The following is a 23494-nucleotide window of genomic DNA, read 5'->3' as shown; positions in this document are numbered from 1 at the left end:
GTCAGACGTCCTTTCGGCCACGCAGGGATTTGATGATAATGGGCAGCGCCGCGAGAACACATAGGCCAAGGATCGGCCCGATCACAAACGGTTCCCACAGCAGCGATACATCGGGGGTTTCGCCGCGATCAAACACACCACCCAAGCCAACGCCTATCCATGTGTAGACAATGCCACCGGGGATTATGCCCAGCGCGGTGGTCAGCAGAAAGTTGCGGAATTTCACGCCAACCAATGCCGGAACCAGATTGGCCACAAAGAAAGGCACCACTGGAACAAGGCGCAATAGGAACAGCACTGAAATCTCGTTATCGCGCAAACCATCCTTTAGCCTTTTGATCGTCCCTTCAGATGATTCCAGCCGCCGGGTCAGCGACTCCCCCAAGCCCCAGCGCGCTGCCAGAAAGATCGCCGAAGCTCCGATCGTCGCAGCGACAACGTTGAAAACCGTCCCGGCGAACAACCCGAACAGAAATCCTCCGGTCATCGAGGCGATGGCCGCGCCAGGCAGCGAAAAGGCAACAATCACGATGTAGATCGCGATGAATGCTGCCGCCATCGCCCAGTAGTTCGCATCGCGCCATGCGAGCAGCGCCTCACGATTGTCGCGCAAAGTCTCAAAAGTCAGGTAGTCGCCAAGCGTAAAGAATCCTGCAGCAGCAACGCCCAGGATCACAAGCAATGGTATATGTCGCGCCAGCCCGCCCCGCGGCGCCGGTGTTGTGTCACTCATCTGACTTTCCGGTTTCTTATGAATCATCCTGCCCACAACATGCGCTGCCGGGGCAGTCAGCAACAGGGACCTCACGTGGCCTTGATGTTTGTGGCTGTGAATGTGAGAGTTTTCCGCATCAAATCCGGTTTTTGAAACCTTTTGTCAGCCTCGGCTACAGAATTGTTGCAAAAGCAGCGAAAACCCGGCTCTTGGGGTTTGACTTACCCCCCGCTTAGCAGTAGAGGACGGGCTTCGAACACTACGGGCAGGCGAATCCGCGCCGCACCCGACCGATATAGATTGGAGACGGAGCGATGAAACGCACCTATCAGCCTTCGAACCTGGTTCGCAAACGCCGCCACGGTTTCCGCGCGCGCATGGCCACCAAGGCCGGCCGCAAGATCCTTAACGCACGCCGCGCACGCGGCCGCAAGTCGCTGAGCGCATAAACCGCCCACCGACAAGGTTCTGATGAACATGACGCCGCCGGAGGCCCCTGAGGATGGTAAAAACCAACCCCGGGAAACGCCCCCGGCGGCGTCCGTTTGCGCGCCTGAAACTATGACTGTTCTAAAAAACCGGTCGGACTTTCTGAAAGCGGCCCGCGCGCGCAGGCAAGGCACCGCCTCGATGATGGTGCAGGGCCGCAAACGTGCGCCTGATGAGGCCACGGGCCTTCGTGTTGGTTTCACCTGCTCCAAAAAGGTTGGAAATGCCGTGGCGCGCAATCGCGCCAAGCGCCGGTTGCGTGAAATTGCACGCGCTGTGATACCCGACCATGGGCGCGATGGATGGGATTATGTTTTGATCGGTCGGGCCAACGAAACGGCCAATCGCCCCTTCGAGGCCATGATCGAGGATTTGCGTCAGGCGCTCAAGCGTTTGCACGCCCGCAAGTAGCGTTACGTACAGTCCCAGGTGCAATAAGCCTTGGCAAAATCACGCGCCAGCAAGTCCTTATGCGCGATCATGAGGTTCAGCTCTCCGGCATCACCCATACAGACATGTTTATCGAAACCCAGATGTAGAATGACACGATCGAGGTCATGCAGCTCCGGATCATGACGAACATCCTCCTGCGTGAAGCTGGGATGCCCGCCCACCCAATGCTCAGATGGCAGATCGGCAAGTTGTTCCATCCGTTCTTCCCAATTGCCCAGCATCTCTGCGGCATCATCATCCGCCGGATTTCTGTCGACCAATTCCCACTCACGATCTGAATACGGCCAGATATAGGAGTTCGCGGGTGCGCTGGTCATTTCACTTTTGAGTGCTACGCCGCGCTGCCGCGCCTGTTCGGTCCGAAACATTCCACGTTTGGCCATAGCCAGCCGTTCGGGAACTTGCTGAACGACACCCTGTGAAGGTTCCGGAAACCACCTGACTCTAAAACCCTCATGTGGATCCAGCCATTTCAGTTGTCCGTCTTCCCCCACCTGCAGAAATACCTGCAATATCCCCTTATCGGGAAACTCGTTCAGGCCATCGAATTCTGCAAAATTGAGTAGCGCCGCAAGCAACATGGGCTTCCCATCTTCATCTGATGGCCATTGCGTTTCTTCCGGAGACCAGAGCGGTCCGCCAATGCGTGACGCCGTCATGGATGGATCGCCATCGACCGGGTGCAACGCAGCCATTGGCAGGCGCGCTGCTTCCAGACTGTCCAGAAACGTGTTCAGCTCTTTTGTTGTAACTGGCGGTTTGGCATCCCGTTCAGCTTTGGCAGCCTTGCGATTTCGCCATTCGAGGTACAGATAGGCAGTGACCGCTATAGCCACGACAATCCAAAGATACATGACGTCACCCCTTTTCAATCAGTGATAGAAAGTCTGACTTCACACCACCCGTCTACAAATCCGGTCAATTTGACGGGTTTTCCCTAACTCTTGCTGCAATTAGGTTACAGGCATGACACCTCTTGCCTTCATCGCCGCTCTCCCGGTTCGCGCCTATCGCTTGCTGTTCAGCCCTTGGGTTGGCTTCAATTGCCGATACCAACCGACCTGCTCGGCCTATGCTCTGGAGGCTCTTGAAAAGCATGGGGCCGTAAAGGGAAGCTTGCTGGCCGCACGGCGCATCAGCCGATGCCATCCTTGGGGCGGAGATGGATATGATCCGGTTCCCGATGCGACAGACACCCCGGATGACAAGACCTGAGGCCATGTGACGAGCCGTCAGACTTGACCCGTTCTGCCGTGCGCTCGACACTTGGGACATCAGATCCCGAGGCCCCCATGATATCTGCAGCGCGACATACCCTGCCCACACACGAAGTTCACAACCAACCCCCTGTTCGGGGCGATTGTGATCTCTGGGCTTCAGATCCTGTTCTGCAAAACGTGATCGCCTTCGCAGGCGGGCGTACAGAACCGCTGGCCTCGTATGGTAATATTCTGGGGCGCAAAGAAACGCGGGACGCCGGGATGGACGCGAACCGTCACCCGCCTGAGATCAGGCTGTTTGACCAGGGTGGCAGGCGTCTGGACGAAGTCCGTTTCCATCCCGCCTATCACCAGATGATGCAGATCAGTCAATCCGCCGGGTATGCATCAATTGCATGGGACGGGCAGCCGGGTGGTCATGCAACCCATGCTGCGATGATGTACTTGGCAAGCCAGGTTGAGCCGGGGCATTGCTGCCCCATGACTATGACCTATGCGTCAATTCCCGCGCTTGCCGCGACCGAAGCGATCGCTTCGGTCTGGCGCCCCAAGCTCACAGCTCGCAGCTATGATCCATCCACCAAACCCATCGGTGAAAAGGACAGTGCCACACTTGGCATGGCCATGACCGAAAAACAGGGCGGCTCGGATGTGCGTGCGAATACGACAATAGCCACACGCGACGGGGATCATTGGCGGCTGCGCGGGCACAAATGGTTCTGTTCCGCGCCGATGTCGGATGGGTTTCTGACACTGGCACAAGCCCCGGGCGGGTTGACCTGTTTCCTGCTTCCCCGCTGGCTCGAGGGCGAGCGCAACGCCATTCACCTCATGCGCCTAAAGGATAAGCTGGGGAACAAATCCAACGCCTCGTCCGAGGTCGAGTTCAATGATGCGCTGGCCTATCAGCTGGGTGATGAAGGCGCAGGTGTTCGCACGATCATCGAAATGGTCCATCACACCCGCCTGGACACTGCGATGGCCCCTGCCGGTCTGATGCGCGCCGCATTGGCCGAAGCACATCACTGGGTTGCACATCGCAGCACCTTTCAACGCCGCCTGATCGATCAGCCTCTGATGCGTTCTGTTCTGGCCGACCTCGTGCTGGACTGGGAAGGCGCGCTGACGCTGGGCATGCGGGTGGCGCAGGCCTTTGACGGTACAACCCCCGAAGACCGCGCATTCGCCCGCATTGCCGTTGCATTGGCAAAATTCCTTGCCAACAAGCGTTGCCCCATCGTTACGGTCGAGGCGATGGAGGTGTTGGGGGGCATGGGATATGTCGAAGATACCCCCCTGCCCCTGATCTACCGAGAGGCACCATTGAACGGCATCTGGGAAGGTTCGGGCAACGTCATCTGCCTCGATATCCTGCGGAGCCTGGCTCGTGATCCTCTGGCAGCGGAGGTGCTGCAAGCTGAACTGAGTGCCGCCGTCGGAACGGATCGGGGATACGATGCAGCATTGAAAGAGCATCGGGAACGCTGGCCAACCCTGCCTGCCGAAGCCGAAGCCCGCTGGTTTGCTGAACGGACAGCGCTTTTGCTGACAGCATCACTGTTGCTACGTCATGCGCCGGGTGCGGTGGCGGACGGCTACATAGCAACACGCATTCTTGGAAACAGCGGGCACATTCCCGGATCGGTCTCAGGACTGGACACCGAAGCCCTTATCCAGCGTCTCTCAACTCAATAAGCTAAGGCGCATCTGACCACATACTTGCCCGGTCGCCACATCTGATATAGGGGCAGCCCATGTTTGATGAAGCAGACGATATCCACCCGCTATTCGCCGGCGCGCCCTCGACCACCGAGTTCAAGAAGCTGCGTAAACGCATAGTGCGCCAGACCCGTGAAGCGATCGAGCATTACGGGATGGTGAACGAGTCTGCCCATGACAAGGACGCCAAACCGCCCAAATGGCTGGTTTGCCTGTCTGGCGGCAAGGACAGCTATACATTGCTTGCTGTCCTGTATGAGCTGAAATGGCGAGGCCTGCTACCTGTGGATTTGCTCGCCTGCAATCTGGATCAGGGGCAGCCCGGCTTTCCCGCCACGGTATTGCCTGAGTTCCTGGAGCGAATGGGCGTCCCTCACCGGATCGAGTATCAGGACACTTATTCTATTGTCATGGATAAGGTCCCTCAGGGGCGTACCTATTGCGCGCTTTGCTCACGGCTGCGTCGCGGCAATCTCTATCGTATCGCGCGTGAAGAGGAGTGCTCTGCCGTCGTTCTGGGTCATCACCGCGACGATATTCTCGAGACGTTTTTCATGAACCTTTTCCATGGCGGACGTCTCGCCACGATGCCACCCAAGCTTGTGAACGAAGAAGGCGACCTGTTCGTCTTCCGCCCGCTGGCCCATGTGGCTGAGGTCGATTGCGAGAAATTCGCCAATGCGATGAGTTATCCTATCATCCCCTGCGATCTGTGTGGCAGTCAGGACGGACTGCAGCGGCAACAGGTCAAACAGATTCTTGATCAGTGGGAAAAAAACTCACCCGGTCGACGTCAGGTCATGTTCCGGGCTCTGACAAATGCCCGCCCATCCCACCTTCTGGATCCAAAACTGTTCGATTTTAACAATCTTTCTTTGAATCCATCCGACGAAGTTAAAGATCGGGACGAAATTCCTCAGCTGCGTTAACGTCTGACTCAGACTGGTTTCCTACGGTTGGCTTGTGCGTTTCATGCCCAAGCGGAAGGCCGTAAGAACCGATGCGGACAAAATTCATTTTCGAAAAACTGCGCGATCAGTTTGTGGTCATCATCTCCGGCCCACAGGTTCTGGCGTTTCTGCCAGCATTATGTCTGGGCGCATTCTGGCTTGGTGGCGAACGTGCTTTGCTTGCAGTCGCACTTGGTCTGCCACTTCTGTTCGCCGTGATTGGGAATTTCATTACCTGGCCGTTGCACTTCAAAAGCAGCGCTGGACGTTCCAGGGGTATGATGGGAAATGATCTGTTCGGCGAGACATTGGATGAATTCTCAAAAGCCGCAGGGGCAGCCGGCAGTAACTCGGCCTGTATAATCGTGGCGCTTGATGACTACGCAGAAATTCATGACCTGCACGGGCAGGCGACCGCTGAGTACATTTTCAGCCAGTTCAGCGCACGACTTCTGTCAATGATCCGCAGCGAAGACATCGCAACGCAGATCGAGCAGAACAAGTTCCTTATCGGCCTGACCCCTTCCGGGCATCTTGATCTTGAGGCCTGCATACAAATGTCCGGCCGAATTCAGGGTGCTGTTGAAGAACCCGTCAGCCTGAATGAGGCGAGTATATATATCTCGTGTTCAATCGGTTTCTGCATGCTGTCGAACATACCTGAAACAAACGCGGAAGGTTGGATCGAAGCAACACGGGCAGCTCTGAGCGAGGCTCAAAAAAATGGACCATCCACAATTCGGGCGTATACTGCCGAGACACATCGCAGATCAGTTGTGCAGACAAATCTGCGCAAGGAATTTGATAATGCGCTGGACAGTGGTCAGATCTGCCCATGGTTTCAGCCGCAAATTTCGACTGATACCGGACAAATTACCGGCTTTGAGGCGCTGGCCCGATGGGAACATCCCGTAAAGGGTGTTTTGTCGCCACATGTCTTCCTTCCTTTTGCGGAACAGGCAAAATTGATGGAACGATTTGGGCAGGTCATTCGCCATCACGCCTTTAGTGCCATGCAGGCGTGGGATCGCGCTGCGGTCATCGTGCCGAGGATCGGAATAAACTTTTCATCTGATGAACTAAGGAATCCGGCCCTACTGGATCGTTTGAAATGGGAGCTGGATCAATTCGACTTGACCCCGGATCGTCTGGCCATCGAAATATTGGAAACTGTTTTTTCCAGACGCCCGGACGACGTGATAACCCGGAATATCACAGGGCTTTCAAAACTGGGCTGTTGTATTGATTTGGATGATTTCGGCACCGGTCATGCGTCTATTGCTTCCATTAAGCGTTTTGAAGTCACTCGAATCAAGATTGACCGATCCTTTGTGACCAAATCTGATCAGGACCCCAGTCAACAACAGATGGTAAGCGCCATTTTGACCATGGCCGAAAGGTTGAATGTGGAAACGTTAGCAGAAGGCGTCGAGACGCCGGGTGAACACGCGTTGATGGCACAACTGGGCAGCAATCACGTTCAGGGTTTCGGAATTGCCAAGCCGATGCCATTCGAAAAGACGCTGGACTGGATCATCGCACATCGCAGCAAGATGAAGGGTACACCGAAGATCGGGCGCAAAACCGGCTGAAAATCACGAAATCCCGTGATCAACCGCAGTGTCATTGGCAAATCAGGGGCGATTCCGCTTGACCTTTGGGGCTGCACTCTGTTGAACCCTCCGGTGTCTTTCACTGCTCAAGGTGGCTGTCCCCGATGGACGATCAGAACAAGAATCTCATCCTTGCAACCGCGCTCAGCTTTCTCGTGATCCTTGTTTGGTTCGTGCTGTTCCCTCCGCCGGAACAGACACCGACCACGGACCAGACGACTATCAGCGCCACTGACGGTAACGAGGTTCAGACACCCAGTGCATCCAGCACCAGCACCGTTGGTGAAGCGACAGCCGCAACATCCGAGGTGCAGCCCGAAGCCGAAGCACCTCGCGTTACGATCGACACGCCCCGCCTGACCGGCAGCCTGTCACTATCCGGTGGCCGGATCGATGAGCTGTCCTTGAAAGACTACAAAGTTTCGCTTGCAGCGGATTCCCCTATTGTCGAGCTGCTTTCGCCTGTTGGCACTGAATCCGCCTACTACGCTCTCTACGGCTGGGCACCCGGCGCGGGTCTGGCCGGCGCGGATGTCCCCGGCCCCAACACGCTGTGGACACTGGATCAGGGCGAAACGCTGGGTGTAGATAGCCCGGTTACACTGGCCTGGAATAACGGTAAGGGTCTGATCTTCCGCCGCACGATCTCGGTTGACGAAGACTATATGTTCACAGTGACGCAGTCGGTCGAAAACACCACCGACGGCGAAGTCGGCATGGCGCCCTATGGAATCCTCGCCCGCCACGGCATCGGTGAAGATGGCGATCTGCCGGGTCTGAAAAACTTCTTCATCCTGCATGAGGGTGTGATTGGCATGGCCGATGGCACCTTGGCCGAAGTTGACTATGGCGATGTTCGTGATTTCGACATCGATCCGAATGAACGAGCGCAGGCCGAGGTATATCAGGTCAAAGAAAACGGTTGGATCGGCTTCACCGATCACTACTGGATGACCACACTGATCCCGGAACCCGGTTCGGCATTCAAAGCAGCTGCAAAATATGACGCACGTCGCAAGATCTATCAGACCGAAACGGTTCTGCCGACGCTGACAGTTGCACCCGGCGAGACGGCTGAGGTGACCACACGCCTGTTTGCCGGCGCCAAGGAATGGGAAGCCATTCGCGAGTATCAGTCCCAAGGCGTTCAGAAATTCATCGACAGCATCGACTGGGGCTGGTTCTTCTTCCTGACCAAGCCGATTTTTTGGCTGCTGCACAACATCAATGCTCTGATCGGCAACATGGGCTGGTCCATCATCGGCCTGACGCTGATCATCAAGGCGATCCTGTTCCCGTTGGCCTTCAAATCCTATGTCTCGATGGCGAAGATGAAGGAACTTCAGCCGCAGATGGAGGCCCTGAAAGAGGCTGCTGGCGACGATCGCCAGAAGATGCAGCAGGGCATGATGGAACTGTACAAGAAGGAAAAGGTGAACCCGGCCGCTGGCTGTTTGCCGATCCTGATGCAGATTCCAATCTTCTTCTCGCTCTACAAGGTGATCTTCGTCACGATAGAACTGCGTCAGGCCCCCTGGTTCGGTCCGTTCCGCGACCTCAGCGCACCTGACCCAACCTCGATCATGAACTTCTTCGGCTGGCTGCCATGGGCAGGACCTCAGCCGGACACGTTCCTGGCCCTTATCTTCATCGGGATCTTGCCCCTGCTGTTGGGTATCTCGATGTGGCTGCAGCAGAAACTGAACCCGGCGCCAACCGACCCGACACAGGCGATGATCTTTGCCTGGATGCCATGGGTGTTCATGTTCATGCTGGGCAGCTTTGCAAGTGGTCTGGTGGTTTACTGGATTGCGAACAACACGATCACGTTCACCCAGCAGTACCTGATCATGCGCAGTCAGGGCTACAAGCCGGACGTATTCGGCAATATCAAGTCCGGCTTCAAACGGACGCCAAAGACGGATGACAAATGACCGGAGCTATCACCAGTATCTGGCGGCATCCGATCAAGAGCCACGGCCGTGAAAGTCTTGATGATGTAACCTTGATCCCCGGGCAGACCATGCCCGGGGATCGTGTTTGGGCTGTTGCGCACGAAGCCTCGAAAGCCGATGGCTCGGAATGGGTGCCTTGCGCCAACTTCAGTCGCGGGGCCAAGGCACCGAAGCTCATGGCAATCTCAGCGCGGCTGGAAGGCGACACCGTCACGCTCAGCCATCCTAAACAACCTGATCTCCGCTTCGATCCCGACACGCAGCAGGATATGTTCCTGAACTGGGTCAAACCGTTGATGCCAGCAGATCGGGCGGCATCAGCACGCATCATCCGTGCCCCCGGCCGCGGCATGACCGATAGCGACTTTCCTTCGATCAGCCTGTGCAACATGGCTTCGCATCGCGCCGTCGAACAAAAGCTGGGTCAAAACCTTTCGATAAACCGTTGGCGCGGAAACATCTGGTTCGACGGTCTACCCCTGTGGGAGGAGTTTGATTGGCCGGACCGCGATATCCGGATCGGTGAGACCCTGCTGCGGGTGAGAGAGCGCATCACGCGCTGCCTTGCGACCACTGCTAACCCCGAAACCGGCGAGCGAGACGCAGATACGCTTGGTGCACTCAGCGCGTGGGATCATCAGGATTTTGGCGTCTATGCCGAAGTGATCGAAGGTGGCAAGATCGAGATTGGCAACAAGGTCGAAGTGATATGAGCGCGTTACCATTCCCATTGGCCGAAGATCCGGATGCGATTGCTCTGGAAAGCGGACGCAAACTGTTCGCTGGTGAGTCTGAATTCGTCAAAGGCGTTGTAGCCATGGACGGATTGCCCTCGCCCGACCGGTTGGAGGTCTGCTTTGCTGGCCGCTCGAACGTGGGCAAATCCAGTCTGATCAATGCGCTGACCGGCACAAAAGGTCTGGCTCGCGCCTCGAACACACCGGGCCGCACACAGGAAATCAACTTTTTCACGCAGGGCCCCGATCTTTATCTGGTCGATTTGCCCGGATATGGCTACGCCAACGCTCCGGTCAAAGTTGTCGAGAAATGGCAGAGGTTGCTGAAAAAGTACCTCAGCGGACGTCAAACCTTGCGCCGTGCCTTTGTTCTGATCGACTCGCGCCATGGGGTGAAGCCCGTTGATGATGAGATCATGAAGCTTCTGGATACCAGCGCAGTGACCTTTCAATGCGTCATGACCAAGGCGGATAAAGTCAAAGCCAAGGATCGCGAGAAGGTACTGGAACAGGTGCGCAAGGCCCTGTCCAAACACCCTGCCGCCTTCCCTGAGATTGTACTGACCTCGTCTGAAAAAGGGGACGGAATTCCGACCCTGCGATCCATCATCGCTCATCTGGAATGATTGCGTTTGCCCGCATCCTCGGCGTTCTGACGCTGCTTGCGCTGGCAATCACCGGTGCCATCCCGCAGGGCTGGATGCCCGCGCGAGGTCACGATGGCAAAATTCTTCTGGTGCTCTGCACTGGTGAGGGAACGGTCGAGCAATGGGTCGATCTTGATCCAAGCGACCCGATCCATGACGAAACGGACGAGCGTGTCATGTGCCCCTTTGCGGGTTTGACCGCTGATGCCACTGTGCCGGAGCACAAGGTCATCCTTCCTTTTGAGATGCCGTTTCAGCCCCGCTGGTCGCACGAAGACTTTACGCATCGAAGCGCGGGTTTCTTTGCCCGATATGATGCGAGGGCACCGCCCCTACACTCCTGATTTCGCGAAACAAACAGGTAAGTCCGCGTGTTAGCTGCGCGGGCCTCTTTCTCGAATTTGGAGACTATTATGGCAATGGACAGCCAAAACAGGGCCGCCGACGCGGCCCCGCGCGATGCTGCGCAAAAATTCTACTTCGCCGCCTGGCGGTGGCACTTTTATGCAGGGATTTTTGTGATCCCGTTCCTGATCATACTGGCCGTGACAGGGCTGATGATGATGTTCATCACTCAGTTCGACGGCCGTGATGGGGAGAAGATTGCGGTCGAAATTCAAGGGGATCCATTACCGGTTTCTCGGCAGGCAGAGCTAGCCCTGGCCGAAGTTCCGGGACAGGTTGTGGAATGGATCGGCCCCAAAGCCGCTGATCTGGCTACAGTCTTTCGCATCAAAACAGACGCGGGTCAGCTTATGGTCGCCCTCGACCCGTATAGCGGTGATGTGATCGAAACATGGGACCGTCGCGCTGGCTGGTATGACCTCGCCGATAACATCCACTCGACCCTGATGATTGGCGATACGGGTGACCGAATTCTCGAGATCGCAGCCGGACTCAGTCTGGTTCTTGTTTTCACGGGCCTCTATCTCTGGTGGCCGCGCGGGAATTCCATGTCGGTCTTCGTCCCCAACCTGCGAGCTCGTGGGCGGGCGCTCTGGAAATCGCTGCATGCTGTTGTTGGATTCTGGATGTCAGGGCTTCTGGTCGTCTTTCTGGTCTCTGGCCTGTCGTGGGCCGGCGTGTGGGGTGGCATGATCGTGCAGCCGTGGAGCAGTTTTCCGGCCGAGAAATGGGACAATGTGCCCTTGTCCGACGACATCCATGCCAGCATGAACCACGGTCACCAGAACGATGTGCCCTGGGCGCTGGAACAGACGCCTATGCCTGCCTCAGGGTCTGACGCCGGTATCGATGGAATTGCTCAGGGCGCGCCGATCGATATTGATGCGCTGGTACAGCTGGGCACCTCACTGGGAATGCAGGGCCGGTTCCGCGTTGCCTATCCCAGCGGGGAAAACGGGGTCTGGACCCTGAACCGCGACAGCATGAGCAGTGACTCTACGGATCCGGTCAACGACAGAACCGTGCATGTTGATCAATATACTGGCAAGATTCTGGCTGATGTCAGATATCAGGATTACTCCGTGATGGGTAAAAGCATGGCCATTGGCATCCCGCTGCATATGGGCTTGATGGGTGTCTGGAACTTTGTTCTGAATCTGGTGTTCTGCCTATCCGTGATTTTTGTCTGCATCTCTGGTGTCGTTATGTGGATCAAACGTCGTCCCAAGGGGGAGGCGCGTCTGGCACCGCCCCCCTTGCCAGCGGAAATGCCGATCTGGAAGGGAGCCGTGCTCATTGGCCTGTTCACCGCGATGGCGTTCCCGCTGGTGGGGCTGACACTGCTTGGCGTTCTGGCGCTTGATCTGCTGATCATCAGCAACATTCCTGCGATGAAACGCGCGCTGAGCTAACCGGTTGGGGCTGCACCTCCCGGTGCGGCCTCGCTGCGTGGCACGTTTGCGTCCCTTATGGCGTGCCGCGCGGCAAATCAGGTGTTTCGGGTCATCTGGACTTGGCAGCCCTCTCCAAAGCCCCTAACAGGGTTGATCAGAGGGACGACAGCGATGAAGACAAGAGACATGGACCGGGACTGGATCGCCACTGCGGCCACTTTGAACAGTGCGCTGCCTTATCTGCAACGTTACGACGGTGCTATCGTCGTCATCAAACTGGGCGGTCACGCCATGGGCAGTGACGAAGCGATGGAAAGCTTTGCCCGAGACGTTGTTCTGATGCGACAGGTTGGCGTGAACCCGGTGATCGTGCACGGCGGCGGCCCGATGATCAACTCGATGCTGGACCGGCTGGATATTCAATCCGACTTCGTCAACGGCAAACGCGTCACCGATCAGGCCACGGTCGAAGTGGTCGAGATGGTGCTGTCAGGAGTCGTCAACAAGCGTATTGTTCAGGCGATCAACGCACAGGGTGGCATGGCTGTTGGGCTTTCCGGAAAGGACGCGCATCTGATGATGTGCGAGCAAACAGACGCCTCACTGGGATACGTGGGAACACCTGCGAAGATGGACCCGAAGATCCTGCATGACCTGTTCTCGCATGACGTGATCCCGGTGATTGCCCCCTTGGGTGCCGGCGCTGAAGGGGAGACCTTCAACGTAAACGGTGATACGGCTGCTGGTGCGATTGCCTCGGCTCTGAAAGCGGATCGCCTGCTGCTGTTGACCGATGTTTCCGGCGTCAAAAACGCGGCCGGAGATGTCGTGACCGAACTGAAGGCCGGGCAGATCCGTGAAATGACCCGCGAGGGCACCATTGCAGGTGGTATGATCCCAAAGACCGAGACCGCGCTGGACGCCCTGCACAGCGGTGTGCGTGCCGTTGTCATCCTAGACGGCCGTGCACCAAACGCCGTTCTGCTGGAACTGTTCACTGAGCACGGCGCTGGGTCTCTGATCCGACCAGACTAACACCTAAGTGATCCCGGTGGCCTTGCGCCGGGCACTAACATGCCTGAATGTGAATGTATGGACAATGAAACCATCATTCGGCTGGGTGTGTTTGTGGTACTGTTTGCGATCTTTGCAGGTGCCGAAGCGCTTGCACCACGTCGGCCACGCAACTGCCACAGATCGCGGCGCTGGGTGACCAACCTATCCATCACTGTTTTGAACACGGTGATGCTCCGGGCGCTGGCGATTGGCTTCCCGCTTCTGGCTGTTGGGGCCGCAATTGATGCCAGCCAGAATGGGATGGGTCTGTTCAACAATCTCAACTGGCCCGGTTGGTTTGAGGTCATTCTCTGTGTCCTGATCCTCGACTTCGCGATCTGGCTGCAGCATCTGATTACGCATAAGGTTCCGATCCTCTGGCGGCTGCACCGTGTACACCATGCGGATAGAGATATGGATGTCACCACGGCCATCCGGTTTCACCCAATTGAAATCGCGCTGTCCATGATCCTGAAAATCGGCCTGATCTATGTTCTCGGGCCAAGTGCGCTGGCCGTGGTCCTGTTTGAAATTCTGCTGAACGGGACTGCCCTTTTCAATCATTCCAACCTGAAACTCCCTCTTGCTGTGGACGCCGTGTTGCGTAGGGTTCTTGTGACACCCGATATGCATCGGGTGCACCATTCGGTTCTGAGGTCAGAGCATGACAGCAATTATGGCTTTGCGCTGTCAGTCTGGGACCGGCTGATGGGAACCTATGTGGCGCAGCCCGGGGGCGGGCATGAACAGATGAATGTGGGGCTGGAATGGCAGGACGATCGACCGACCCGACTGGGATGGAGCCTGTCTCTTCCGTTTCAGCGCAGATGACCTATCAGGAGGTTGAGAGAGCGGCGCAGGAGGTCGGCCTCATCGTGATGGGCACCCAACATCCCCGAGAAAGCGGTGCAAAACAGCTGGATGCGGGCACATTGATCCTGTTGGGTACAGCGGCCGAATTCTGGCCGCTTTTCATCGCCTCGCCTGAATGGACTGATGGCCGTTCAGATCCAGTGGATCGCTGGTCGTCGCGTGTGATTGGCAAACTGGCATCCGACATGGGCGCCAAACCCTACTTCCCCTTTGGCGGACCGCCCTATACCCCGTTCATCGACTGGGCGTTGAAATCCGGACGCACGTACCAAAGCCCGGTTGGCGCACTGGTACATGACACGGTCGGTATGCTGATCTCATACCGTGGGGCGCTGCACTTCCCGATGGAGTTTGACATCCCGGCCGTGACCGGCAGCTCACCCTGTACTGATTGTCCAGCCCCCTGCACGACGGCCTGCCCCGTCAGCGCGCTGAATGCTGATAGCTTTTATGACGTCGAAGCCTGCCATGGCTACCTTGACACTCAAGCCGGACAAACCTGCATGACAAGTGGCTGCATGGCGCGATTGGCCTGTCCCGTCAGCGAAGGTGCAGGTCGGCAGCCCGATCAAACAGCACATCACATGAAAGCCTTTCATCCTTCATGACACATACCCTGATCCTGACACGCCACGCCAAATCAAGCTGGAATCACCCCGGCCTGACCGACCACGACCGACCCCTGAACAAACGTGGCCGAAAGTCCGCTACAGCGATTGGTGACTGGCTAAAGCGACATAGTTATTTACCGGATGAAGTCCTCAGCTCCAGCTCAACCCGTACCCGCGAAACCTGGGATGGCATGGGGCTGGAAGCGTCGAACATCAGATTTACGCAGGACCTGTATCACGCAGACCCGGCGCAAATGCTGAACATTCTTGCAACAGCGCAAGGGGCCACAGTTTTGATGCTTGGGCACAATCCCGGGATCGCCGAATTCGCTGAGCGCGTCGTTAAAAAAGCGCTGGACCATCCAAGGTTCTTTGACTACCCCACCTGCGCAACCACCGTGATCCGTTTTGATTTTTTGGGTTGGGAAGACCTGCACTGGCACAGTGGAAAAGTGCAGGATTTCATAATTCCACGCGAATTGCTGGAATAGAAAAGGCGGGGAATGCCCCGCCTTTTCATAAGCTTACTGATCCGGGTTTGTCTTAGTGCCCCAGGATCTGGCTGAGGAACAGCTTGGTCCGTTCGCTCTGCGGATTGTTGAAAAACTCTTCCGGTTCGTTCTGTTCCACGATCTGACCCGCATCCATAAAGATCACGCGGTTCGCCACCTGACGAGCAAAACCCATCTCGTGCGTTACGCAGAGCATGGTCATGCCCTCTTCGGCCAGTTCGATCATGGTGTCGAGCACCTCTTTGATCATCTCCGGATCCAGCGCCGATGTCGGTTCATCGAACAACATGATCCGCGGGCGCATGCACAGGCTTCGTGCAATCGCCACACGCTGCTGCTGACCACCCGACAACTGGCCAGGATACTTATTGGCCTGCTCGGGAATCTTCACCTTTTCAAGGAAATGCATCGCCGTTTCCTCGGCCTCTTTCCGGGGTGTCTTGCGAACCCAGATCGGAGCCAGCGTGCAGTTCTCCAGAATGGTCAGGTGTGGGAACAAGTTGAAGTGCTGGAACACCATGCCAACCTCGGACCGGATCTTGTCGATGTTCTTGAGGTCATTCGACAACTCGGTCCCATCCACCACGATCTTGCCCTGCTGGTGTTCTTCCAGCGCGTTCAGGCAACGGATCAGGGTGGACTTACCCGACCCCGACGGCCCCGCGATCACGATCCGCTCGCCCTGATTGACGGTCAGATTGATGTCGCGCAGCACATGGAAGGATCCGTACCACTTGTTCATGTTGTTGATTTCGATGGCGACCTCGTCGCTCACCTGCATCTTTGAGCGGTCAATTTCGCGTTCTACGGCAAGTTGAGACATTGGGCCCTCCTCAGCGATGGCCAGTGTGGAGCTTGCGCTCCAGATACATGGAATAGCGGGACATGGAGAAACAGAAGATGAAGAACAGCAGGCCAATAAAGCCGTAGATCTCCCATACAATACCGTTCCAATTCGCGTCCGCGCGGATTGCGGTGGCAAGGCCCAAAGGATCCAGAAGCCCGATGATCGAGACCAGAACGGTATCTTTGAAAACACCGATAAAGGTCGAGACGATGCCCGGGATCGAGATTTTAAGCGCCTGAGGCATGATGATCAGTCGCTGTGCCTGCCAGTAATTGAGGCCAAGCGAATCCGCGCCCTCGTACTGGCCACGTGGCAACGCGGCAAGACCACCCCGGATCACTTCAGCCATGTAGGCTGCCGAGAACAGGGTCACCATGATCAGAACCCGCAGGATGATGTCAAAGTTCGTGCCCGGCGGCAGAAACAGGTTCAGCAGGGTCGACGCCACGAACAGCAACGTGATCAGCGGAACGCCCCGGATGAACTCGATGAAGCCTACACTAAGGTATTTGACGATCATCAGATCCGATTGACGACCTAAAGCCAGCACAATGCCCAGAGGCAGTGAGCAGGCGATGGCCACGACGCCAATGGTAATCGACAGCATGAAGCCACCAAACTTGCGGCTTTCGACAACCTCGATGCCAATCGCCGCAACAGAATCCATTGCACCGACAAAGTAGCTCGAGATAACCAACCACCAGACCAGCGAAGCAAGAACACCGAGGATGATGCCAAGCAACCCGCTCATCGTTTTGCTGATGAGTGTGTAAACTGCCCAGCCCACAACAAAGCCAAGCAATGCCGAGATCGGTCCCCAGATCGTTCCACCCCAAAGAAGCCAGGGGAAGATGAACGGGTACAGGCCTGAGAAAATCAAGAGCTTCGACGGTACCTTGTCAGCGAACAGCACAGGTGCCAGTGCAACACCCAGCAGGACAAAGGCTGCAATCGGGCGCCAGTACAGTTCCGGTGGGTAGAACCCGAAGATCAGCTGAATCCAGCGCTCGTGGATCACACCCCAGCACGCGCCGGCATAGTGGCCTTCACGTCCCAGCGCATGCAGGATTTCACGACACTCCGACAACGACCCGGCATCCCATGTGGGAGAAATTATCCACGGGACCACAGCTGCCAAAATCTTGTAGACAAAGTAGATCGACAGCAGCGTCATTACTGAGTTGAACCAACCCGAGAACAGGTTGTGGCGCATCCAGCCAATGATACCAACCTCAGAGGCTGGTGGCTCCTTCTCAGGGAGCATTTCGGTACGGACATATCCAATGTCAGACATCTTAACGCTCCTTCAGCTTCACGGATTCATTGTACCAGTTCATGACCGCCGAGATCGTCAGCGAGATGGACAGATACACAAGCATCAGCAACAGAACGCATTCCAGCTCGCGGCCGGTCTGGTTCATCGTGATGCCACCCAGAGTACCGGTGATATCCATGTAGCCCACGGCGATCGCCAGCGACGAGTTCTTGGTCAGGTTCAGATAGTTCGAGATCAGCGGCGGAATGATGACGCGCAGCGCTTGTGGCAGGATCACCAGATTCATGATCTTGTTCTGACGCAGACCCAGAGCGGCAGCAGCCTCAGACTGACCTTTTGAAATCGCCATGATACCGGCACGCACGATTTCTGCGATGAATGCCGCGGTATATAACGAAAGGGCAAGCCACAGCGCGATCAACGAGTTCCGCATATGGGTCCCGCCCTTGAAGTTGAACCCTTTCAGTTCGGGGTAACCAAGGTGAAAGCCCAGAGCATACATCAGAAGACCAATAGGCACGACGAAGACAGCAAGGCGCTGCCACCATGTGACAGGCCGGTCACCGGTCTGTTCCTGAATCCCGTCTGCGCGACGTTTGATCCACCGCGAGGTCCAGATAGCGCCCCCGAGTACGATCAGAAAGGCAACCAGGTCCAGGCTGACATCGAAACGCAGGCTGGAGGCACCAAACAGGTGAATATCGCCCAAACTGTTCGAGAACAGAACCTCGGGCACATAGACACCGCGGTTCGTCACCGCAACACTATCGGCAAGCATCATACTTGCTTCCGGGTTCTCTCCTCGGAATGCGCGCGGTGCGGGTAGAGATTCGATCAGGACCGCCATGATGAAAACGATCCAAAGAAGGACAGGCACGTTGCGGAACATCTCGACATAAACGGTCATCAACCGCGCGATGATCCAGTTGTGCGACAGACGCAGAACACCAATTACCACGCCCAAGATAGTGGCCGTGACACACCCCAGAACCGCAACAACCAACGTGTTGAGCAAGCCGACGAAAGCTGCCCTCAGGTGCGTGTCGCGTGAGGAATACTCCAGCAGTCTCTGGTTGATGTCATAGCTGGCGGGTTCACCAAAGAAACCGAATTCAACCGGTTTTCCCAGTGCTGCCAGGTTGTTGATAGTGTTGGATACAATCCAGGCTGCCAGTAGCATGAAACCGATCAATGCGATGACCTGAATGGTCGCAGATCGATACCGCGTATCATAAAGGAGCATGGACAGCCGGAACTGCTCCTTCGGCGGGTCAGTGAGAGTCGTCATGACCTATGTATATCCCCGTGACATCCCGGTTATTTTTGTCGGCAGAGTTTCTCTCTGCTCAATCTATCCGGGCATGTTTTTCTATGATGCAAAAAGGGCGCAGGTTGCCCTGCGCCCTTTTCGCGGTTTTCTTAGCGGAACGGCGGCGAGTACAGCAGACCACCTTCGGTCCATTGTGCGTTCAGGCCACGTGCCAGACCGATCGGAGTTTCTTCACCGATGTTCTTGGCAAACACTTCACCGTAGTTGCCACCCGCTTTAACAGCGCGCTTGGCCCATTCGGCGTCCAGACCCAGCATCTCACCCAGAGTGCCTTCGCTGCCCAGCAGACGGTTCACTTCGGGGTTGTCGGTGCCAGCTGCCATCTCGTCGATGTTGGCCGAGGTGATGCCCAGCTCTTCAGCCGAGACCAGCGCGTTCAGAGTCCAGCGGACAACGTCGCCCCACTCGTGATCGCCGTGACGGACCAGCGGGCCCAGAGGCTCTTTCGAGATGATTTCGGGCAGCAGGACGTGGTCACCGGGGTTTTCGAACGTGGCGCGAGTAGCAGCCAGGCCCGATGCGTCGGTGGTGTAAACGTCACATGCGCCAGCCAGATACTGCTGCTGTGCTTCGGCGTTGGTTTCGATCGGAACCGGCTCGTAGCTGATGTTGTTCGAGCGGAAAAAGTCCGCCAGGTTCAGCTCGGTTGTGGTACCGGTCTGGATGCAGACGGTCGCACCGTCCAGCTCTTTCGCCGAGGACACGCCCAGCGACTTGGGAACCATGAAGCCCTGACCGTCGTAGTAGTTGACGCCAGTGAATTCAAACTTCAGGTCCACGTCGCGGCTGAAGGTCCAGGTGGTGTTACGGGCCAGCATGTCAACTTCGCCCGATGCCAGCGCGGTAAAGCGTGTCTTACCGGTGGTCGGAACGAATTCAACAGCGTTTGCGTCGCCCAGAACAGCTGCAGCTACGGCGCGGCAAACAGCCACGTCAAAACCTTGCCATTCGCCATTTGCGTCGGGCGCAGCAAAGCCGACCAGACCGGTGGTAACACCGCAGTTCAGCTTACCGCGCGCCTTGACGTCGTCTACGGTTCCCGCCGCAGCTGCGCCAGCGGCCAGACCGGCAATCGTAGCCGCGCCCAAGATTACGGATTTTTTCATTTTTACCTCTTCCTGATTTCCCATCCCCAGAGGGAACGGTTTTGTCCGACAATAGATGCCGGTAAGGTTACCCCAAAGGTGTCTCCCCTTTAGTGGGCATGAGTTTGGTCGCATTCATAAACAAACGTCAAGGGTTCGATCAGGGAATTCGATGAGTTGACCGCTCTTGAATGCGCCAGATTACTGAAAATCAAGAAAATAAGGCTCAAACCGATAGATCGTAGAACCGTTTGGCGTGCAAAAAGGCCTCTCGTTTGGTCTTCTCGACCTCCTGAGCCTCTTCATCCTCGCCCCATTGCTCGGTCTGCCAAATTTCGTCCAGCCTAGAAATGCGCCATATCTCGTCCGGATTGCGCCAATTCTGCGCTGCGGCGAAACCAAGAATCAGGGAACCGGACAGGCTGACAAGGTCGTGAAAGGCGGCGAGTCGGTACTCATCCAGCTGATGGACCTGCTGCCGAAGTGTGTCCAATGCGGTCGACGATTGAGGCTGATGCAAAACACCCGATACCGGAACCAGACGGGCGTTCAAAACGTCCGCCGCCCAGTCCAGCGCAGGATCCCATGCCTCGGCTTGTCGCTGTTCCAACGCTTCGGGATGCGTGGCGCGATAGCACAGCAAATCCGTGTCGCCATAGTCGGCGAGCATGTCGGCAACTTCAGCCTTTTGATGGCGCACTTTATCGATTGCGGCATTGGCGGACCGGGTGAATGGCATCGTGGTCGGATCGACCTCTTTTTCCTGCGCGTCCCATTCATCAGCGACCGCTTGTGCCATCGCAGCTGTAGGCAGGATCAAAGCCGCTTTTGCCGGAGTTTTCACACTGCGACCATCCAACTCGACAGAATAGCCCCCGTCAGCCTCGACCACAGCGCTTGATGTCCAGAAGCGTTTTGGTTTCCATTCGCTCATGTTCTTAGTCCCATATCCCGGCCAAGGCCGCTGGTAGCTGATCAAAGGCATCGATCACACAGGATGCGTCACGCAGCGCAGATAGATCGTGATATCCCCAGGACACTCCAACGCCCGCGACACTGGCTGCCCGCGCCATTTCCATGTCAAAACTTGTATCGCCGATCATGACCGCATCTGCAGCAGAAACACCTGTATCTGACAGTGCAGTTTCAATCATTGAAGGATGCGGTTTCGACGGATGGTGATCCGCCACCTGACGAGTGACGAAGTAGCTTTCCAGCCCGTGCGCCTCCAGCAAGGCATCAAGACCACGCTGTGATTTGCCTGTTGCAACACCCAGCAACACTTCCGGTACCGCGTGCAGAGTTTCGATGATGTCTCTGGCACCCGGAAACAACGGTGAGCTTGCAGCACCCTGATCCAGACGATGCGCGTGATAGGCCTGCTTATAGCCTTCGACCAGGCGATCCTGCACCGCCGGTGCCTTGGTCGGGGCCAGCCGGGCAATTGCGACCGGCAGCGACAATCCAACAATCGAAAGGATCGCACTTCTGTCGGGTACGGGCAGCGAAAGGGCCTCGAAACTTGAAGTCATGGCCAGAACGATGCTGCCCTGGCTGTCGACCAGCGTTCCATCTACGTCGAACAGAACCAGACGCAATGGTGCGCTCATTGCAGTTCCTCGAACGGATCATCGGCTGCCAGATCTTCGGTCCAGCCGAACGTATCCCAACTGTCTTTCATGTGATCCGGCAGAGGTGCCTTGATCGTCACCTGCTTGCGGGTAACCGGGTGTTCAAAGGAAATCTGCCGTGCGTGCAGGTGCAGTTTCTTACTGATGATCCCACCCAGTTGCGCACCCCAGCCATCGCCGAGGTTTTCCTGACCCGAACCGCCGTATTTGCCGTCTCCGATAATCGGATGACCAATCGCGGCCATGTGCGCGCGCAGCTGATGTGTACGGCCCGTGATCGGCTCCATCGCCACCCACGAAGCGCGCCCGGCAACCCGATACAGCGTGGCATAAAGCGTATGCGCGCGCTTGGCGCCCGGCGTGCTGTCCACCTCGTTCAGATGTACGGCAATCATCTTCTCGCCCTCGCCGTGTTTGCCGTGCCCCGGGGCCTTAACCAGCCCGGTCTTGATCTCGCCCAGATATGGCGTAGGCACGCCGGCAACCAGCGCCCAATAGATTTTGCGCGTATTGCGATGACGGAAGGCCGCCGTCAGCCCTTTGGCAGCCTCTCGTGTGCGTGCCAGCAGCAGGACGCCCGAAGTATCCTTGTCCAACCGGTGCACAAGCCTCGGGTTTTCATCAAAGCCAAAGCGCAATGCTTCGGACAGGCTGTCGACATGGCGGCTCTGGCCGCTGCCGCCCTGAACCGGCAATCCGCTGGGCTTGTTGAGGGCCAAAACATGATCGTCACGATAAATCACACAGGACTGGATCATCTCGGCGTCGCTGTCTGAGACACGATGCTTGACCTCGGCCGGTTTATGATCGGCATCCGGCAGCGGTGGCACACGAACGGTTTGTCCGACTTCCAAACGGGTCGAGGCCTTCACCCGCCCGCCTTCAACACGCAATTCACCCTTGCGGCACATCTTTTCGATACGCCCCTGGCTGACATGCGGGAACAGGCGCCGCAACCAACGGTCCAGACGCTGGTCGCCATCACCTTCGGCTACCGTGATCATTTGTACGCCACTCATGCCAATGCCCCTTGCCCCGTGCGGCGATCCCGCCCGGATTGCGTGTTCGTCAGTGCCTTAGAAAACATGCGCGTCTGTCGCGCGCTATACCAAAAGAGTCAAGGCAGGACGGAGTATGCAAGCAGCACCAGATCAGATTTTTAAGAAATCTCCGTGACGTCCCGCACCATCCCGGAAACGTCCGGCACCGGCAGTGCCTTCCCTTCGGATCGCTTCGGTCCCATTGGCCCATTCTACCTTCAGGGCTTCACGAACGGGCATGCCACGGGTCTCGATGATTGAACGGCGGTCCGCCAACACGGCCTCCTGAGGGAAGCGGGCAATTTCATGGGCCATCGCTTCGGCGACCGCACGTGCTTTGCCATCCGGCGCGATCTTTTCCGCCAGACCGATGCGATAGCATTCCTCGGCCTCGACCTTTCGCCCCGTCAATGCGATCTCCAGCGCCTTGCCCTGCCCCACGAGCCTCGGCAACCGCACCGTTCCGCCATCCATCAAGGTTATACCCCAGCGACGGCAATACACGCCCATATAGGCTGTTTCAGCCATCACCCGGATATCGCACCACAGGGCCAATTCCATCCCTCCCGCGACAGCTGCCCCTTCAATCGCGCCGATAACCGGCTTGGACAACTCCAGACGAGACGGCCCCATAGGACCCAGTGTTGAGGGTGCCGAACCCAACGGAAAGGCGTGCTTGTCCATGTAGCGCTTAAGCAGGTCAGGATCGGACAGCGTCGCGGCCATCTTCAGATCCCACCCCGCGCAGAAGTTGCCGCCTTTGCCCCAGAAAACTGCGGCTTTGGCCGGGCTTTCATCGAATTCCAGAAATGCCTCCATCAGGGCCTTGGCGTGGTCTGCATCCACTGAATTCCGTGCTGCTGGCCTATCATGCACGATGGTCCATACGTCTTCGGTTTTTTCGATTGAGACGGTCACAGGCTTCCCTCCCTTGAA

The 23494-nt window shown here is 56.9% G+C and carries 25 protein-coding genes; 15 read left to right on the top strand and 10 right to left on the bottom strand.

Annotated elements, in window-relative coordinates; translation table 11 throughout:
- Position 1: 1 nt before the first annotated feature.
- Complete coding sequence (locus tag ACR0CW_RS10050; RefSeq protein ID WP_480787655.1) at positions 2-733, bottom strand: TVP38/TMEM64 family protein; 732 nt, start codon at positions 731-733, stop codon at positions 2-4.
- A 296-nt stretch (positions 734-1029) separates the two neighbouring features.
- Here ACR0CW_RS10050 and rpmH point away from each other — a divergent pair, with 296 nt between their 5' ends.
- Together rpmH and rnpA are read left to right on the top strand one after the other, a co-directional pair.
- A complete protein-coding gene (gene rpmH / locus ACR0CW_RS10045) occupies positions 1030-1164 on the top strand; it encodes a 50S ribosomal protein L34 (RefSeq protein WP_005980833.1) in 135 nt (44 codons plus the stop codon).
- A gap of 28 nt (positions 1165-1192) precedes the next feature.
- On the top strand, positions 1193-1615 hold the full coding sequence (gene rnpA, locus ACR0CW_RS10040; protein ID WP_480787802.1) for a ribonuclease P protein component: 423 nt from the start codon (positions 1193-1195) through the stop codon (positions 1613-1615).
- 2 nt (positions 1616-1617) lie between these two features.
- Here rnpA and ACR0CW_RS10035 read toward each other — a convergent pair whose 3' ends face one another.
- Entirely contained in the window at positions 1618-2511 is an 894-nt protein-coding gene (locus tag ACR0CW_RS10035) for a YwqG family protein (protein WP_480787654.1), read from the bottom strand.
- A 112-nt stretch (positions 2512-2623) separates the two neighbouring features.
- Here ACR0CW_RS10035 and yidD point away from each other — a divergent pair, with 112 nt between their 5' ends.
- From yidD to ACR0CW_RS09970, 13 genes are all read left to right on the top strand, one after another.
- Positions 2624-2872 (top strand): membrane protein insertion efficiency factor YidD, encoded by a 249-nt coding sequence (gene yidD, locus ACR0CW_RS10030; RefSeq protein ID WP_480787653.1) that lies wholly within the window; start codon positions 2624-2626, stop codon positions 2870-2872.
- A 77-nt stretch (positions 2873-2949) separates the two neighbouring features.
- Positions 2950-4572 carry an acyl-CoA dehydrogenase family protein gene (locus ACR0CW_RS10025; protein ID WP_480787801.1) on the top strand — a complete coding sequence of 541 codons (1623 nt, stop codon included), beginning with the start codon at positions 2950-2952 and terminating at the stop codon, positions 4570-4572.
- Between the two features lie 59 nt (positions 4573-4631).
- On the top strand, positions 4632-5525 hold the full coding sequence (ttcA, locus tag ACR0CW_RS10020; RefSeq protein ID WP_480787652.1) for a tRNA 2-thiocytidine(32) synthetase TtcA: 894 nt from the start codon (positions 4632-4634) through the stop codon (positions 5523-5525).
- Between the two features lie 71 nt (positions 5526-5596).
- Entirely contained in the window at positions 5597-7138 is a 1542-nt protein-coding gene (locus ACR0CW_RS10015) for an EAL domain-containing protein (protein WP_480787651.1), read from the top strand.
- A 125-nt stretch (positions 7139-7263) separates the two neighbouring features.
- Complete coding sequence (gene yidC / locus ACR0CW_RS10010) at positions 7264-9093, top strand: membrane protein insertase YidC (protein ID WP_480787650.1); 1830 nt, start codon at positions 7264-7266, stop codon at positions 9091-9093.
- Positions 9090-9827: an MOSC domain-containing protein gene (locus ACR0CW_RS10005; RefSeq protein WP_480787649.1), complete on the top strand. Its 738-nt coding sequence runs from the start codon at positions 9090-9092 to the stop codon at positions 9825-9827. The genes yidC and ACR0CW_RS10005 overlap by 4 nt, the downstream gene beginning before the upstream one ends.
- Entirely contained in the window at positions 9824-10477 is a 654-nt protein-coding gene (gene yihA, locus ACR0CW_RS10000) for a ribosome biogenesis GTP-binding protein YihA/YsxC (protein WP_170332185.1), read from the top strand. The genes ACR0CW_RS10005 and yihA overlap by 4 nt, the downstream gene beginning before the upstream one ends.
- The gene (locus ACR0CW_RS09995) at positions 10474-10842 is read left to right on the top strand and encodes a DUF2946 domain-containing protein (RefSeq protein ID WP_480787648.1); all 369 of its coding nucleotides are present in this window, start codon (positions 10474-10476) and stop codon (positions 10840-10842) included. The genes yihA and ACR0CW_RS09995 overlap by 4 nt, the downstream gene beginning before the upstream one ends.
- A gap of 69 nt (positions 10843-10911) precedes the next feature.
- Complete coding sequence (locus tag ACR0CW_RS09990) at positions 10912-12315, top strand: PepSY-associated TM helix domain-containing protein (protein WP_480787647.1); 1404 nt, start codon at positions 10912-10914, stop codon at positions 12313-12315.
- Between the two features lie 153 nt (positions 12316-12468).
- Positions 12469-13332 carry an acetylglutamate kinase gene (argB, locus tag ACR0CW_RS09985; protein WP_480741257.1) on the top strand — a complete coding sequence of 288 codons (864 nt, stop codon included), beginning with the start codon at positions 12469-12471 and terminating at the stop codon, positions 13330-13332.
- Positions 13333-13389: 57 nt separating this feature from the next.
- Positions 13390-14184 carry a sterol desaturase family protein gene (locus ACR0CW_RS09980; RefSeq protein ID WP_480787646.1) on the top strand — a complete coding sequence of 265 codons (795 nt, stop codon included), beginning with the start codon at positions 13390-13392 and terminating at the stop codon, positions 14182-14184.
- Positions 14181-14834, top strand: a complete 654-nt coding sequence (locus ACR0CW_RS09975) for a ferredoxin (RefSeq protein WP_480787645.1) — start codon at positions 14181-14183, stop codon at positions 14832-14834. Before ACR0CW_RS09980 ends, ACR0CW_RS09975 begins: the two co-directional genes overlap by 4 nt.
- The gene (locus tag ACR0CW_RS09970) at positions 14831-15328 is read left to right on the top strand and encodes a SixA phosphatase family protein (protein ID WP_155150064.1); all 498 of its coding nucleotides are present in this window, start codon (positions 14831-14833) and stop codon (positions 15326-15328) included. The genes ACR0CW_RS09975 and ACR0CW_RS09970 overlap by 4 nt, the downstream gene beginning before the upstream one ends.
- Before the next feature lie 52 nt (positions 15329-15380).
- Here ACR0CW_RS09970 and ACR0CW_RS09965 read toward each other — a convergent pair whose 3' ends face one another.
- From ACR0CW_RS09965 to ACR0CW_RS09930, 8 genes are all read right to left on the bottom strand, one after another.
- Positions 15381-16172 (bottom strand): amino acid ABC transporter ATP-binding protein, encoded by a 792-nt coding sequence (locus tag ACR0CW_RS09965; RefSeq protein ID WP_155150062.1) that lies wholly within the window; start codon positions 16170-16172, stop codon positions 15381-15383.
- Positions 16173-16182: 10 nt separating this feature from the next.
- Entirely contained in the window at positions 16183-17490 is a 1308-nt protein-coding gene (locus ACR0CW_RS09960) for an amino acid ABC transporter permease (protein ID WP_480787644.1), read from the bottom strand.
- 1 nt (position 17491) lies between these two features.
- Complete coding sequence (locus ACR0CW_RS09955) at positions 17492-18760, bottom strand: amino acid ABC transporter permease (protein WP_480787643.1); 1269 nt, start codon at positions 18758-18760, stop codon at positions 17492-17494.
- Between the two features lie 131 nt (positions 18761-18891).
- On the bottom strand, positions 18892-19908 hold the full coding sequence (locus tag ACR0CW_RS09950; RefSeq protein WP_155150056.1) for an amino acid ABC transporter substrate-binding protein: 1017 nt from the start codon (positions 19906-19908) through the stop codon (positions 18892-18894).
- Positions 19909-20113: 205 nt separating this feature from the next.
- Complete coding sequence (locus tag ACR0CW_RS09945; RefSeq protein ID WP_480741265.1) at positions 20114-20821, bottom strand: ATP12 family chaperone protein; 708 nt, start codon at positions 20819-20821, stop codon at positions 20114-20116.
- Between the two features lie 4 nt (positions 20822-20825).
- Positions 20826-21497, bottom strand: coding sequence for an HAD-IA family hydrolase (locus ACR0CW_RS09940; protein WP_480787642.1), 672 nt, complete (start codon positions 21495-21497; stop codon positions 20826-20828).
- A complete protein-coding gene (locus tag ACR0CW_RS09935; RefSeq protein WP_155150050.1) occupies positions 21494-22537 on the bottom strand; it encodes an RluA family pseudouridine synthase in 1044 nt (347 codons plus the stop codon). The genes ACR0CW_RS09940 and ACR0CW_RS09935 overlap by 4 nt, the downstream gene beginning before the upstream one ends.
- Positions 22538-22669: 132 nt before the next feature.
- Positions 22670-23476 carry a crotonase/enoyl-CoA hydratase family protein gene (locus ACR0CW_RS09930; RefSeq protein WP_480787641.1) on the bottom strand — a complete coding sequence of 269 codons (807 nt, stop codon included), beginning with the start codon at positions 23474-23476 and terminating at the stop codon, positions 22670-22672.
- Between the last annotated feature and the right edge of the window lie 18 nt (positions 23477-23494).

It is taken from the genome of Ruegeria sp. CH6 (genome assembly GCF_056537005.1).
This window is presented reverse-complemented; position numbering and strand designations above follow the sequence as displayed.